Source organism: Neisseria lactamica, assembly GCF_901482445.1.
In the GTDB taxonomy this organism is placed as follows: Bacteria; Pseudomonadota; Gammaproteobacteria; order Burkholderiales; family Neisseriaceae; genus Neisseria; species Neisseria lactamica.
Genome location: NZ_LR590477.1, coordinates 1479586 through 1492136, shown reverse-complemented (window position 1 = coordinate 1492136; position 12551 = coordinate 1479586). Strand labels below are relative to the sequence as shown.

General features: G+C 57.1%; 14 protein-coding genes, 3 tRNA genes and 1 riboswitch. Of the genes, 10 read left to right on the top strand and 7 right to left on the bottom strand.

Annotated elements, in window-relative coordinates; genetic code table 11:
* Positions 1 to 81: 81 nt before the first annotated feature.
* Positions 82 to 1197: an aspartate-semialdehyde dehydrogenase gene (gene asd / locus FGL10_RS07950; protein WP_003708840.1), complete on the bottom strand. Its 1116-nt coding sequence runs from the start codon at positions 1195 to 1197 to the stop codon at positions 82 to 84.
* A gap of 176 nt (positions 1198 to 1373) precedes the next feature.
* Here asd and FGL10_RS07945 point away from each other — a divergent pair, with 176 nt between their 5' ends.
* Entirely contained in the window at positions 1374 to 1955 is a 582-nt protein-coding gene (locus tag FGL10_RS07945) for an RDD family protein (RefSeq protein ID WP_003708841.1), read from the top strand.
* Positions 1956 to 2015: 60 nt separating this feature from the next.
* Here the strand turns inward: FGL10_RS07945 and folD are convergent, their stop codons facing one another.
* A complete protein-coding gene (folD, locus tag FGL10_RS07940; RefSeq protein ID WP_003708842.1) occupies positions 2016 to 2870 on the bottom strand; it encodes a bifunctional methylenetetrahydrofolate dehydrogenase/methenyltetrahydrofolate cyclohydrolase FolD in 855 nt (284 codons plus the stop codon).
* Positions 2871 to 3092: 222 nt separating this feature from the next.
* On the opposite strand from folD, the gene FGL10_RS07935 reads away from it, so the two are divergent.
* The 8 genes from FGL10_RS07935 to FGL10_RS12620 all read left to right on the top strand — a co-directional run bounded on the left by FGL10_RS07935 (position 3093) and on the right by FGL10_RS12620 (position 7470).
* Positions 3093 to 3170, top strand: a tRNA-Pro gene (locus tag FGL10_RS07935).
* 24 nt (positions 3171 to 3194) lie between these two features.
* Positions 3195 to 3271: transfer RNA gene (locus tag FGL10_RS07930), tRNA-Arg, on the top strand.
* 27 nt (positions 3272 to 3298) lie between these two features.
* A tRNA-His gene (locus tag FGL10_RS07925) sits at positions 3299 to 3375 on the top strand.
* Between the two features lie 78 nt (positions 3376 to 3453).
* Positions 3454 to 3594 carry a hypothetical protein gene (locus FGL10_RS07920; RefSeq protein ID WP_231844353.1) on the top strand — a complete coding sequence of 47 codons (141 nt, stop codon included), beginning with the start codon at positions 3454 to 3456 and terminating at the stop codon, positions 3592 to 3594.
* Complete coding sequence (gene rfaE2, locus FGL10_RS07915; RefSeq protein ID WP_036469642.1) at positions 3587 to 4093, top strand: D-glycero-beta-D-manno-heptose 1-phosphate adenylyltransferase; 507 nt, start codon at positions 3587 to 3589, stop codon at positions 4091 to 4093. The genes FGL10_RS07920 and rfaE2 overlap by 8 nt, the downstream gene beginning before the upstream one ends.
* The gene (locus tag FGL10_RS07910; protein WP_003708845.1) at positions 4090 to 5865 is read left to right on the top strand and encodes a bifunctional biotin--[acetyl-CoA-carboxylase] ligase/type III pantothenate kinase; all 1776 of its coding nucleotides are present in this window, start codon (positions 4090 to 4092) and stop codon (positions 5863 to 5865) included. The genes rfaE2 and FGL10_RS07910 overlap by 4 nt, the downstream gene beginning before the upstream one ends.
* A 112-nt stretch (positions 5866 to 5977) precedes the next feature.
* Positions 5978 to 6802 carry an SPOR domain-containing protein gene (locus FGL10_RS07905; RefSeq protein WP_036469645.1) on the top strand — a complete coding sequence of 275 codons (825 nt, stop codon included), beginning with the start codon at positions 5978 to 5980 and terminating at the stop codon, positions 6800 to 6802.
* A 488-nt stretch (positions 6803 to 7290) separates the two neighbouring features.
* Positions 7291 to 7470, top strand: coding sequence for a hypothetical protein (locus FGL10_RS12620; protein WP_232043737.1), 180 nt, complete (start codon positions 7291 to 7293; stop codon positions 7468 to 7470).
* A 93-nt stretch (positions 7471 to 7563) separates the two neighbouring features.
* Here the strand turns inward: FGL10_RS12620 and FGL10_RS07890 are convergent, their stop codons facing one another.
* From FGL10_RS07890 to FGL10_RS07870, 5 genes are all read right to left on the bottom strand, one after another.
* The gene (locus FGL10_RS07890; protein WP_036469647.1) at positions 7564 to 8352 is read right to left on the bottom strand and encodes a thiazole synthase; all 789 of its coding nucleotides are present in this window, start codon (positions 8350 to 8352) and stop codon (positions 7564 to 7566) included.
* 75 nt (positions 8353 to 8427) lie between these two features.
* The gene (gene thiS / locus FGL10_RS07885; protein ID WP_003708858.1) at positions 8428 to 8622 is read right to left on the bottom strand and encodes a sulfur carrier protein ThiS; all 195 of its coding nucleotides are present in this window, start codon (positions 8620 to 8622) and stop codon (positions 8428 to 8430) included.
* 70 nt (positions 8623 to 8692) lie between these two features.
* Positions 8693 to 8899 (bottom strand): hypothetical protein, encoded by a 207-nt coding sequence (locus FGL10_RS12615; protein WP_003708860.1) that lies wholly within the window; start codon positions 8897 to 8899, stop codon positions 8693 to 8695.
* On the bottom strand, positions 8892 to 9509 hold the full coding sequence (thiE, locus tag FGL10_RS07875; RefSeq protein ID WP_003708862.1) for a thiamine phosphate synthase: 618 nt from the start codon (positions 9507 to 9509) through the stop codon (positions 8892 to 8894). The genes FGL10_RS12615 and thiE overlap by 8 nt, the downstream gene beginning before the upstream one ends.
* Before the next feature lie 21 nt (positions 9510 to 9530).
* On the bottom strand, positions 9531 to 10631 hold the full coding sequence (locus FGL10_RS07870) for an FAD-dependent oxidoreductase (protein ID WP_003708864.1): 1101 nt from the start codon (positions 10629 to 10631) through the stop codon (positions 9531 to 9533).
* A 158-nt stretch (positions 10632 to 10789) separates the two neighbouring features.
* Positions 10790 to 10893: riboswitch (TPP riboswitch) on the bottom strand.
* A 74-nt stretch (positions 10894 to 10967) separates the two neighbouring features.
* Here FGL10_RS07870 and tldD point away from each other — a divergent pair.
* Positions 10968 to 12452 (top strand): metalloprotease TldD, encoded by a 1485-nt coding sequence (gene tldD / locus FGL10_RS07865; RefSeq protein WP_003708866.1) that lies wholly within the window; start codon positions 10968 to 10970, stop codon positions 12450 to 12452.
* Positions 12453 to 12551: the final 99 nt, after the last annotated feature.

Sequence of the window (12551 nt, the reverse complement as noted above, 5' to 3'; positions counted from 1 at the left end):
TCGGAATTTCGGTCAACCGGGGTTGCAAGGAAAATGCCGTCTGAAACAGGCTTCAGACGGCATTTTTTATTCACATCCGGTTTACAGGCTGCCCAACACGATACGCAGCACGCGGCGCAGCGGTTCGGCCGCGCCCCACAAAAGTTGGTCGCCGACGGTGAACGCGCTGATGTATTCGCCGCCCATACCCAGTTTGCGGATGCGTCCGACGGGGACGGACAGCGTGCCGGTAACTTTGGCCGGGGTCAGCTCGCGGATGCTGGCTTCTTTTTCGTTGGGGATGACTTTCACCCAGTCGTTCGCGCCTGCCAAAATCGCTTCGATTTCGGAAACGGGCAGGTCTTTTTTCAACTTCAGGGTAAGGGCTTGGCTGTGGCAGCGCATAGAACCGATGCGGACGCATAAGCCGTCGATTACGGTCGGATTGCCGCTGCGGCCGAGGATTTTGTTGGTTTCCGCGCCGCCTTTCCATTCTTCTTTGGACTGGCCGTTGCCCAAGTCCACGTCGATCCACGGAATCAGGCTGCCGGCGAGCGGTACGCCGAAATTGGCTTTCGGATAGTCTTCGCTGCGCAGGAAATCGGATACTTTGCGGTCGATGTCGAGAATCGAGCCGGCAGGATCGGCAAGCTCATCCGCCACTTGGGCGTGAACCGCGCCCATACCGTTGATGAGTTCGCGCATATTTTTCGCGCCTGCGCCGGAAGCGGCTTGGTAGGTCATACTGGTCGCCCATTCGACCAAATCGTTTTGGAACAGGCCGCCCAGCGCCATCAGCATCAGGGAAACGGTACAGTTGCCGCCGATGTAGTTTTTCACGCCGTTTTTCAAACCGTTGTCGATGACGTTGCGGTTGACGGGGTCGAGGACGATAATCGCGTCGTCTTTCATACGCAGCGAGGATGCCGCGTCAATCCAGTAGCCGTTCCAGCCGCTGTCGCGCAGTGCTTGGAAGACGGATTTGGTGTAATCGCCGCCTTGGCAGGTAACGATGATGTCCATTTTTGCCAGTTCGGCAACGTTGTTCGCGTCCAATAACGTTTTAGCCGCCTGACCGAAATCAGGGGCTGCGCCGCCGACGTTGGAAGTGGTAAAGAAAAATGCTTCGGGAATGTGGGCGAAGTCGTTTTCTTCTTTCATACGCTGCATCAAAACCGAACCGACCATACCGCGCCAGCCGACGAAACCTACTTTCATTGTGTTGCTCCTTGAGGAAAAATCGTTAATAAAATTATGTATGGCGTAAAGGAAGCGTTTTAACGCCGTATTGGGAAAATGTAAAGTTCTTTATCGAATTTTCTTTTTGGGATTGGCGTTTGCAGCAGCAGGGCGGTAGAATGCCATCTGTTTAAGAACAATTATCAGGAACGGATATGGAAGAAAAAAACGACTACACCGACGCGGCATCCGACAACCGCAACGGGCAGGAAATTGAAGTCGGAATTGCCGGCGCAGGCGACCGGATACTTGCGGCCTTGCTGAACCAATTGTTTACCTTTTTAGTTTTGTTGGTGCCGTTTGTCGGACTGATTGCCTTCGCCATCAAGAATGAAGGCAGAATCGTCGGCAGTGAGGAAATAGTCGGACTGCTTTTGGGCACAACTTCCTTTTGGGTAGGACTGGCGGGCATTTTGGCGTACACCGTCGTCCAAATCTACTATATGAGCCGGGACGGGCAGTCATTGGGTAAGAAAATCATGAGAATCAGGGTGTTGAAAACCGACGGCCGCAATCCCGGTTTTGTCGGCACGGTTTTGGTACGCGAAATCGCATGGTCGGTTTTGGTTGCCATTATTGCCGCCGTTATCGGTCTTGCAGTAGGTGACAACGGAGAAAACGCTATCAACCTGCTGGCATTTCTTGCCAACTTTGTCCTGCTCTTTATGGTCAAACGCGACCGCCGCACGCTTTACGACATACTGGCGGATACGGTTGTCGTCAAGCTGCCCAAATAAACGGACACGGCAAAATGCCGTCTGAAAGCCTTTCAGACGGCATTTTATCTTCAGAACCGCTCAAGCATCGTGCAGCGAAGCCGCGTGCAGGGTATTTTCCATCAATGTGGCAATCGTCATCGGGCCCACACCGCCGGGAACGGGCGTAATCATCGCCGCCTGTTCTTTTGCCGTTTCAAATTCCACGTCGCCGCACAGGCTGCCGTCGTCCAAACGGTTGATGCCTACATCGATAACGACCGCGCCGGGTTTGATCCATTTGCCTTTGACAAAGTTCGGAATCCCCACGCCGACCACCAAAATATCGGCGGCGGCAACCTCGTCTGCCAGATTTTCGGTCGCGCTGTGGCAGATTGTTACCGTTGCGCGCGCCAGCAGCAGTTCCAAAGCCTGCGGGCGGCCGACAATATTCGATGCGCCGACCACGACCGCTTTTTTCCCCTTCGGATCAATGCCGTAAGCTTCCAAGAGCGTCATCACGCCCTTGGGCGTACACGGGCGCATCAGCGGCATTTTGACTGCAAGCCTGCCCACATTGTAAGGATGGAAGCCGTCCACGTCCTTATCCGGCGAAATACGTTCCAAGACTGCCTGGCTGTCGAGATGCTTCGGCAGTGGAAGCTGAACCAGAATACCGTCCACTTCGGAATCGGCATTCAGGCGGTCGACCAATGCCAACAGTTCTTCCTGCGATGTTGATTCGGGCAGCTCATAAGACAGTGATTTGATGCCGCATTTTTGGCAGGCTGTTTTCTTGTTGCGCACATAAACCGCGCTGGCAGGGTCGCCTCCGACCAAAACCACGGCCAGGCAAGGCGTGTGCAGATTGTCCTGTTGGCGTTGCGCCACCGCTTCGGCAACCGCTTCCAAACGCTTTTGTGAAACTTCCTTACCGTTGATTAATTGTGCCGACATATCCGTCCTTTTGTTAAACAGGTAGAAAATGCTGAAAATTATCGCATTTTCCGTATATTTTTACAGCAGGATGCGGGAAATAAATTGATCCGGAAATAGGGCTTGGGTTTTGAATCGGGTTAAATGTTTTTCCAAATCAAAATACTATGCCGCTTATACGGGAATTTCAAAAATAAGCGTTGACGCGTTTTCCCCGCCATTGTATGATTCAGTTCTTCAAGTCGGGGCGTAGCGCAGCCCGGTTAGCGCATCTGCTTTGGGAGCAGAGGGTCGTGAGTTCGAATCCCACCGCCCCGACCAATCAATCAGCACGAATCGGCATGAGCGCCCGTAGCTCAACCGGATAGAGCACCGACCTTCTAAGTCGGGGGTTACAGGTTCGATTCCTGTCGGGCGTGCCAAGAATTTGATTGAAAACCGTTTTTATGGTGGCTGTAGCTCAGTTGGTAGAAGCCCCGGATTGTGATTCCGGTTGTCGTGGGTTCGAGCCCCATCAGCCACCCCAGATAAAGGCCCGTACTTTTCGGTACGGGTCTTTTTCCGTTTGCGCGTACTGTCCGCGCCGTCGTACCGGTGCGGCGGTATGCCGTCTGAAAGCCGGGCCGGTCATACGGAAACCGCTTCAGACGGCATTTGCGCCGCCGGCTTTGCCTTTCGCATATGCTTCTGTATCATGTGGGTTTTTCTGTCTTTTATGGTTTTTGTCGGAGGCTTTGATGGTTGACGCTTGGTCTGTCCCTGATTTTGAATCGAAAATCTGTCCGCCCGAGTCGTTGGCGGCGCGTTTGGCGTTGTTGCCGCGCCCGCTGGTGTTTACCAACGGCTGTTTCGACATCCTCCACAGGGGGCATGTTACTTATCTGGCGCAGGCGCGTTCGATGGGGGGTGCGTTGGTGCTGGCGTTGAATACGGATGCTTCGGTACGCCGTTTGGGCAAGGGCGGCGACCGCCCGATTAATCCTTTGGAAAACCGTGCCGCCGTTGCCGCCGCGTTGGAAAGTGTGGATTTGGTAACGTGGTTTGACGAGGATACGCCGGCGGCGTTGATTGAGGCGGTCAAACCTGAGATTTTGGTCAAGGGCGGCGATTGGGCTGCGGATAAGATTGTCGGGGCGGCGGAAACGCTGGCGCGCGGCGGCAAGGTGTTTTCAATTCCGTTTCTGCACCAGACTTCGACGACGAAGACTTTGGCGAAAATCCGTGCGGCAGAGGGCGGAAAATGACGGTTTTAACCCCCCGGCAATGGCGGATTTTGGCGGAACTTGCGGACGGGCTGCCGCAACACGTTCTGCAATTGGCGCGTATGGCGGAGATGAAGCCGCAACAGTTGAACGGTTTTTGGCAGCAGATGCCGGCGCATATACGCGGGCTGCTGCGCCGGCACGACGGTTATTGGCGGCTGGTGCGCCCGCTGGCGGTTTTCGATGCCGAAGGTTTGCGCGCGTTGGGGGAAAGGTCGGGTTTTCAGACGGCATTGAAACACGAGTGCGCGTCCAGCAACGACGAGATATTAGAGCTGGCGCGGACTTCGCCGGACAAGGCGCACAAAACCGTATGCGTGACCCACCTGCAAAGTAAGGGCAGGGGGCGGCAGGGGCGGAAGTGGTCGCACCGTTTGGGCGAGTGCCTGATGTTCAGTTTCGGCCGGGTGTTTGACCGGCCGCAATATGAGCTGGGTTCGCTGTCGCCGGCAACGGCAGTGGCGTGCCGCCGAGCTTTGTTGCGTTTGGGTTTGGACGTGCAGATCAAGTGGCCCAACGATTTGGTCGTGGGGCGCGACAAATTAGGCGGCATCCTGATTGAAACGGTCAGGGCGGGCGGCAAGACGGTTGCCGTCGTCGGCATCGGCATCAATTTTGTCCTGCCCAAGGAAGTGGAAAACGCCGCTTCCGTGCAATCGCTGCTTCAGACGGCATCGCGGCGGGGCAGTATCGGTGCCGCCGTGTTGCTGGAAACATTGTTGGCGGAACTGGACGCGGTGTTGGAACAATATGCGGAAGAAGGGTTCGCGCCGTTTTTAAAGGAATACGAAACGGCCAACCGCGACCACGGCAAGGCGGTATTGCTGTTGCGCGACGGAGAAACCGTGTGCGAAGGCACGGTCAGGGGTGTGGATGAAAAAGGCGTATTGCATTTGGACACTGCGGCGGGCAGGCAAACCGCCGTCAGCGGCGAAATCAGCCTGCGGCCCGATGACAGGCCGGTTTCCGTGCCGAAGCGGCGGGAGCCGGAACGTTTGCTGCTGTTGGACGGCGGCAACAGCCGGCTCAAGTGGGCGTGGGTGGAAAACGGCACGTTCGCAACCGTCGGCAGCGCGCCGTACCGCGATTTGTCGCCTTTGGGCGCGGAGTGGGCGGAAAAGGCGGATGAACGCGTCCGTATTGTCGGTTGCGCCGTGTGCGGGGAATCAAAAAAGGCACAGGTTCAGGAACAGCTCGCAAGTACAATCGAGTGGCTGCCGTCTTCCGCACAGGCTTTGGGCATACGCAACCACTACCGCCACCCCGAAGAACACGGTTCCGACCGCTGGTTCAACGCCTTGGGCAGCCGCCGCTTCAGCCGCAACGCCTGCGTCGTCGTCAGTTGCGGCACGGCGGTAACGGTTGACGCGCTCACCGATGACGGACATTATCTCGGCGGAACCATCATGCCCGGCTTCCACCTGATGAAAGAATCGCTCGCCGTCCGAACCGCCAACCTCAACCGCCCCGCCGGCAAGCGTTACCCTTTCCCGACCACCACAAGCAACGCCATCGCCAGCGGTATGATGGATGCGGTTTGCGGCTCGATAATGATGATGCACGGGCGTTTGAAAGAAAAAATCGGGGCGGGAAAGCCGGTCGATGTCGTGATGACCGGCGGCGGCGCGGCAAAAGTCGCAGAAGCCCTGCCGCCTGCATTTTTGGCGGAAAATACCGTGCGTGTGGCGGACAACCTCGTCATCCACGGGTTGTTGAACATGATTGCCGCCGAAGGCGGGGAATCGGAACATTAAAAAATACACCCTTTTTCAACACGGGGCGGCATCCGTCCGAATCCGTCCGGATTCTGCCGCCCGACAGACTGCCGCCCGGGCGGGCGGGGTTTCAAACATTGAGGAAATTCTAATGAAATGGCTCTTTACCCTTTTGGCGGTACTCAATATTGCCGTATTCGGCGGCACGGTGGGTTATAAATTAGCCGTTAAAGCGGCGGGCGGCGTGCCGGAAAACCGGGCCGTCGAAAACACGCCCCTCGCAACGCCCGCCGCCGGCAATGCGGCTGCATCCGTGGAGGATACGGCGGCACTGCTCAAACAGGGCGACATCCTGAGCGAAGAACAGGCGGAGCAGTTGCGCTTGAAGAAAGAAGCGGAGCAGAAAAAGCTCAAAGAGAAAAAACAGCGCGAGGAAAAAGCCCGCCGCGAAAAACTCGCCGCCGAAAAGGCGCAGGCGGAACGCGAAAACGGTGCGGCGGATGCCTTATGCGCCGCGCAGGCAAGCCTCACGATGGACGAAGACGACTACCACCGGATCAAAGGGCTTTTGGGCAAATGGTCGCACGTTGCCAGCAGAAGCGTCGAAAAACGCACCGCCCAAGCCAAATCCGCCGGCAAAATCTACCGCGTCGTCCTGCCCGTTTCCGCCGATGCCGAAAATCAGGCGGCGGAGCTGTCTGCCAAAGGTTTCAACCCCATACCGTTTGACGGCGCATTAAGTTTGGGTGTCGGCAGCAGCCGGGAAAACGCCCAAGCCCTGCAAAACCGGCTTGCCGGCGCGGGATTCGGCGGGGCGCATATTGTCGAACGCGCTGCGGAAACCGGCCGGCAGGACGATTCTTTGAGCGTGTCGCGTATGACGGTTTTGTTTACCGGCGTGAATGCTTCCGATGCGGACGAAATCCGTAAAATCACGTCCCCATACGGCAAACTGAACCTCAAGTCTTGCAAATAGGCGCGAAAGCCTGACGATAAACGCCAAACCCACCGCGAAGGTGGGTTTGGCGTTTCGGTTTTGAGTATCTGATATATAAAAAGGAATGTATGTCTCGTATATGCCGACTCCAAGTGTAAAAGTGAATGATGAGGGAACACGGTGTTTAATGGTTCGGAATGGACGACTTCCGAGTGGTTTTGATTATACGCTAATAATAATAATTATCAATAAAAATTTAAAAATAAATGTGGATTTTTTGTAATACGATGAAAAATAAACAAATTAAACTATTTGCCGATGTTGGCGATTCGGATTGGCAGACTTTCATTGTGCCGGACAAATCGGGGTCGGCAGGCATAACCGGGGGCTTCGTGCCTGTCGGAAAGAAGCCTGCCGTGTTTGAAACGTCTGTCCGATTTGGCGCGGACAGGGTTGTCATTCGGGGGTGTTTGAGCGTGGATTCGGGATGCGAAAGCGGTGAAACCGTTGCGGATGAAGACTTACGGATGGCTTTAGGTATTTTTAAATGTATTCAAACAACAACAAAACGCTTCTTCTGTTGCCGTACTTGGGGCTTGCGCGGCAGCCTGCGCACCGTGGAGGCCGGGTGTTTCGTTGGTTGCGGCATCGGGGCGGGCGGCAAGGTTTTCCGGCCGGTTTCCCTGTTCCTCACGACAAAGCCGTGATGCCGGGGAATGGCGGTTTGTCCGTTTCAGGCTGCCGCCGTTTTGAGCCGCGATGCCGTCTGAAGCCTTCAGACGGCATTTTTGCCGCCTTTTTCAATATTCCGCCGAATGCCAAAACGGCTGCCCCACGGTCGGCGTACTCGCTTGCGCTTTGGTGCGCGCCTCGACCGGTTCGGCTTCAAATGCCAGCCGTCCGGATTCGACGGCGAGTGCGAAGGCGCGCGCCATATTGACCGGATCGCCGCTGCGGGAAACGGCGGTGTTCAAAAGCACGCCGTCAAAGCCCCATTCCATCACTTGCGCCGCTTGAGAAGGCAAGCCCAAGCCCGCGTCGATAATCAGCGGCGTGTCGGGCAGGCGTTCGCGCAGGACTTTGAGCGCATAGGCGTGAACCGCGCCCAAACCCGTGCCGATCGGAGCCGCCCACGGCATCAACGCCTGACAGCCCGCGTCGAGCAGGCGGCGGCAGGCAATCAGGTCTTCGGTGCAATAAGGCAGCACTTTGAAGCCGTCTTTAATTAGGATTTCCGCTGCTTCGACAAGTTGGAACACATCCGGCTGCAAGGTGTCGTCGTCGCCGATGAGTTCGAGCTTAATCCAATCGGTTTCAAACACTTCGCGCGCCATCTGCGCCGTCGTAACCGCTTCCTGCACGCTTTGGCAGCCTGCTGTGTTCGGCAGCATCGGGATACCGCTTTCTTCCAATAGCGACCAAAACCCCTGACCGTGTGCCTCCCCACCGCTTCCCGCGCGGCGCAGCGAGACGGTAATCATCGCAGGCTGGGCGGTTTGGATGGATTGTTTGAGGATTTCGGGGGTCGGGTAGGCAGCCGTACCGAGCAGCAGCCGTGAAGGGAAAGTTTCTCCGTATAGGGTGAGCATAAAAATTCCTTGATATGTTTGGGATACGATGCCGTCTGAAAGCCGGAGGCGTGCCTTTGGGGCTTCAGACGGCATTCAGCCGCCGACGACGGGGCGGACGATGTCGACTTTGTCGTTTTCGTTCAAAACCGTTTCCGCATACGCGCCTTTGGGGACGAAAACGGTGTTGACCGCCACGGCAAAGGGCTGTTGCGGTGCGGTTTGGGCGATGAGGTCGGCAACGGTCGTGCCGTGAAGTTCGGCGGGTTCGCCGTTTAAGATGATGTTCATAGTTTTTTGATATTTCTGTATTTATCTGGTCAAATTGCTTTATTTCGGATACGCGGCTTACCGGTTGCCGTCATTCCCGCGTAGGCGGGAATCCATTTTTGAAATTCGGAAACTGTTTTTCAAATGATGGTTTCTCAAGTTTTACGGCGGATTCCCGCTTGCGCGGGAATGACGGAATTTGATGATATGCCATATTTAAAACTAAGCATATTTGCGATAACGGGCTAAGTTTCGCCGACACGGCAAATTGAATTTTCTTCGTTTCGGTTTTATCCATTCCACAAAGCCTGAAACGCTTTAACCGCCGCTTCGGGATTTTCCGCTTCGGTAACGGCGCGGACGGCGGCGAGTGAGGATACGCCTGTTGCCAGCACGGCTTGGGCGTTGTTCAAATCGATGCCGCCGATGGCGACGACGGGCGTGCCGCGAGCCTGTTTGACGTATTCGCGCAGTTTGTCCAAGCCTTGCGGGGCGGTGGGCATTTGCTTGGTCGTGGTCGGGAAAATCGCGCCGCTGGCGACGTAGCTGGGATGTACGGACAGGGCGCGGTCGAGTTCGGCGGCGGAGTGCGTACTCAAACCCAAACGCAAACCGGCGGCGGCGATGGCGGCAAGGTCGGCGGTGTCCATGTCTTCCTGCCCGAGATGCACGCCGTATGCGCCTGCTTCTATCGCTTCGCGCCAGTGGTCGTTGATGAAAAGCTGCGTACGGCTGCCCTGACAGGCTGCGGCGCAACGTTCGATTTTGCGTTTCAATTCATCGCCGTGCAGGGTTTTGCAGCGCAGTTGCACCGTGTCGGCACCTGCTTTGACCATGCGCTCCACCCAATCGGCGGTGGGGACGACGGCGTAGAATTTGAGCGGGGATTTTAGGGGCGGGAAGGTCATGGGGTGTCCTTTCGGGCGGCTTTAATCTTGTCTTCGGATATACGCCAAACCGCTTTCTTCATCACGTTCGGGCGCGTCTTTTCCGTTAAAAAGGGCGACTGCCAATCTGACGGCGGCGGCGGTTACGGCGGGGGAAATCATGAAGCCGTGGCGGAAAAGGCCGTTGATTTCAATCAGGCGGCGTTCGCGGCTGTAACGGATTTCTGGGTTGTGGTGGTTGAGCGTGGGGCGCAGGCCGGCGGCGATTTCGAGGATGTCGGCTTCGCCAAAAGCGGGGTGGACGGCATAGAGCGCGGACAAGAGTTCCAGCCCGGAACGCACGCCGGCAGGGGCTTGGCTTTCGCTTTCGATTTGGGTCGCGCCGATGACGAAGACGTGGTTTTCTTTCGGGGCGATGTAGAGCGGATAGCGCGGGTGCAGCAGGCGCACGGGGCGGTTGAGCGTGATTTCGGGCGTGTAAACCCGCGCCACTTCGCCGCGTATGCCGCGCAAGGTGCTGGTGTGTTCGGGGGCTTGGTTCCACGCGGTTTTTGCGCCGTAGCCGCGGCAGTCAATCAGCCAGTCATATTGGGCTTGCAAGTCGTCGGGGGCGCATTCGTGTTCCCAATGGCAAGGGACGTTCAGTTCGTCCAAAGCGTCGGCAAGTGCAGACAATATTTGCCGCCCGTCGAGCTGGCCTTCGGTCGGCAGGTAAAGGCCGTCTGAAAACCGTCCGCCGAGTTGCGGTTCGTGTTCGGCGATGTCGTCGGCGCGCCAACGGACGATTTCCTCATCCGCTACGCCGCCGCGTTTGAGATGGCGGACGAACTCGTTGGATAAAGGCTTGTCCTGCCCGTGCCACACAATCAGGCTGCCGTTTTCCTGCATCATCGTGTGCGTGTTCAGACGGCATCGGATGCCGCGCCAAAGCGGAATGCTCTGCCTGCCCAGCCTGACCACTTCAGGCGTGGCTTCGACCGCTTCCGCCGCAGGCGCGAGCATCGCGGCGGCAACATAGGCGGCGGCGTGTTCGCCCCGGCGGCTGCCTTTGTCGAAAAGTGCAATCCGATAACCTTGTTCTGCAAGCTGTAATGCGGTCAGCCTTCCCGAGAGGCCGCCGCCGAGGATGGCGATACGGATCATAAGGAATTCCTTTGCGGGTATGGCGATTTGTCGGAAAAAAGGCGTGCCGCCGCTGCGGCGGGTGAGGGTTGTTGTGAGGCATTGCCCGACATATCAAGTCCTTAAAAAACATGAAAATGGGGCGGGGAAATGCGGAAAAGGGAACGGAAGCCCGATAAGGCATTTGACGGTTTGTTTCCTACGCAGGCATTACCCCGACAGGTTCTACGGATTTTGCTTTCGCAATCTCAGCCGCCCGGCGGCGGCACTCCGACAAGAAAGATTGAAGTTTACACAAAGCAACGTGCGTTGGCAAAATTCTTACATTTTCGGCGGCACGGCGCATTTCTATAACAAATGCCGTATAATCAAGCCCCTGATTTTTTATGCGCCGACACTATGCATCCTACCTATTCCGCCGTACGAGAGCGGCTGCTCGAAGCCAACCGCCTTTCCCCCGAACTGCTCGCCAAAAGCCTGTGCATCATCGGCGCGCACCACGTCGATTATGCCGACATCTACTGCCAGCGTACCGCCTATGAAAGCTGGCATTTGGAAGAGGGCATCGTCAAATCGGGCAGCTTCCAAATCGATCAGGGCATGGGCGTGCGCGCCGTTTCGGGCGATAAAACCGCCTTTGCCTACGCCGACAGCCTGTGCATCGATTCGATAAACCGTTCCGCCCGCGCCGTCCGCGCGATTGGGGCGGCAGGCGGCAAGGTGTCTGCCAAAATGCCGTCTGAAACGCGCGGCAAGCCGGTTTGTTCCGCGTCCGACCCCATTGCCGGCCTCGATTCCGCCGCCAAAGTCGCGCTGTTGAACAAAGTGGAAGCAATCGCCAAAGCCGCCGATCCGCGCATCGTGCAAGTGATGGCCGGTTTGACCTGCGAATACGATATGGTTTACCTCGCCCGTCTGGACGGCAAACACGCCGCCGACATCCGCCCGATGGTGCGCCTGAACGTTACCGTCATCGCCAGACAGGGCGAACGCCGCGAACAGGGCAGCGCGGGCGGCGGCGGACGCTACGACTTGGCTTATTTCGATGAAACTTTGGTACGGCAGTTTGTCGATGCCGCCGTCAAACAAGCCCTGACCAACCTCGAATCCCGCCCCGCGCCCGCCGGCGAAATGACCGTCGTTTTGGGTAACGGCTGGCCGGGCGTGTTGCTGCATGAAGCGGTCGGACACGGTTTGGAAGGTGATTTCAACCGCAAGGGAACCAGCGTCTTTTCCGGCCGGATCGGCGAGCGCGTCGCCGCCAAAGGCGTTACCGTCGTCGATCAGGGCGATATTGCCGGCCGGCGCGGTTCGCTCAACATCGATGACGAAGGCAACGAAACCCGCCGCACCGTATTGATTGAAGACGGTATTTTGGCCGGCTATATGCAGGACGAAACCAACGCCCGCCTGACGGGTACGCAACCGACCGGCAACGGCCGCCGCGAAAGCTACGCCTCCGTCCCGATGCCGCGTATGACCAACACCTTTATGGAAAACGGCGGCTACGAACCTGACGAAATCATCGCGTCCATCGACAAAGGCATTTACGCCGTCAACTTCGGCGGCGGACAGGTGGACATCACCGGCGGCAAATTTGTCTTCAGCGCGTCCGAAGCGTGGTGGGTGGAGGGCGGCAGGCTGCAATACCCCGTCAAAGGCGCGACCATTATCGGCAACGGCCCCGAAGTGTTGAAACACGTTTCGATGATAGGCAACGATACCGCGCTCGACAGCGGTGTCGGCGTGTGCGGCAAAGAAGGGCAGAGCGTCCCCGTCGGCGTGGGGCAGCCGACCTTGCGGATTGATGCCGGACTGACCGTCGGCGGCAGCGCAATCTGACGCGGAATCCGGCGCGATGCCGTTTGAAAGGTTTTCAGACGGCATCGCCTTATTCTTTTTTTCGATGTTTGATATTCCCAAGCATTCTTTAACATTATC

Bases quoted from the DNA above. Each gene is read 5' to 3' on its own strand.
- FGL10_RS07890 (WP_036469647.1), bottom strand. From the start codon at position 8,352: ATGCTCACCCTATACGGAGAAACTTTCCCTTCACGGCTGCTGCTCGGT.
- FGL10_RS12620 (WP_232043737.1), top strand. From the start codon at position 7,291: ATGGCTTTAGGTATTTTTAAATGTATTCAAACAACAACAAAACGCTTC.
- FGL10_RS07945 (WP_003708841.1), top strand. From the start codon at position 1,374: ATGGAAGAAAAAAACGACTACACCGACGCGGCATCCGACAACCGCAAC.
- rfaE2 (WP_036469642.1), top strand. From the start codon at position 3,587: ATGGTTGACGCTTGGTCTGTCCCTGATTTTGAATCGAAAATCTGTCCG.
- thiS (WP_003708858.1), bottom strand. From the start codon at position 8,622: ATGAACATCATCTTAAACGGCGAACCCGCCGAACTTCACGGCACGACC.
- FGL10_RS07905 (WP_036469645.1), top strand. From the start codon at position 5,978: ATGAAATGGCTCTTTACCCTTTTGGCGGTACTCAATATTGCCGTATTC.
- folD (WP_003708842.1), bottom strand. From the start codon at position 2,870: ATGTCGGCACAATTAATCAACGGTAAGGAAGTTTCACAAAAGCGTTTG.
- FGL10_RS07920 (WP_231844353.1), top strand. From the start codon at position 3,454: ATGCCGTCTGAAAGCCGGGCCGGTCATACGGAAACCGCTTCAGACGGC.
- tldD (WP_003708866.1), top strand. From the start codon at position 10,968: ATGCCGTATAATCAAGCCCCTGATTTTTTATGCGCCGACACTATGCAT.
- FGL10_RS07870 (WP_003708864.1), bottom strand. From the start codon at position 10,631: ATGATCCGTATCGCCATCCTCGGCGGCGGCCTCTCGGGAAGGCTGACC.
- thiE (WP_003708862.1), bottom strand. From the start codon at position 9,509: ATGACCTTCCCGCCCCTAAAATCCCCGCTCAAATTCTACGCCGTCGTC.
- asd (WP_003708840.1), bottom strand. From the start codon at position 1,197: ATGAAAGTAGGTTTCGTCGGCTGGCGCGGTATGGTCGGTTCGGTTTTG.
- FGL10_RS12615 (WP_003708860.1), bottom strand. From the start codon at position 8,899: ATGGATAAAACCGAAACGAAGAAAATTCAATTTGCCGTGTCGGCGAAA.
- FGL10_RS07910 (WP_003708845.1), top strand. From the start codon at position 4,090: ATGACGGTTTTAACCCCCCGGCAATGGCGGATTTTGGCGGAACTTGCG.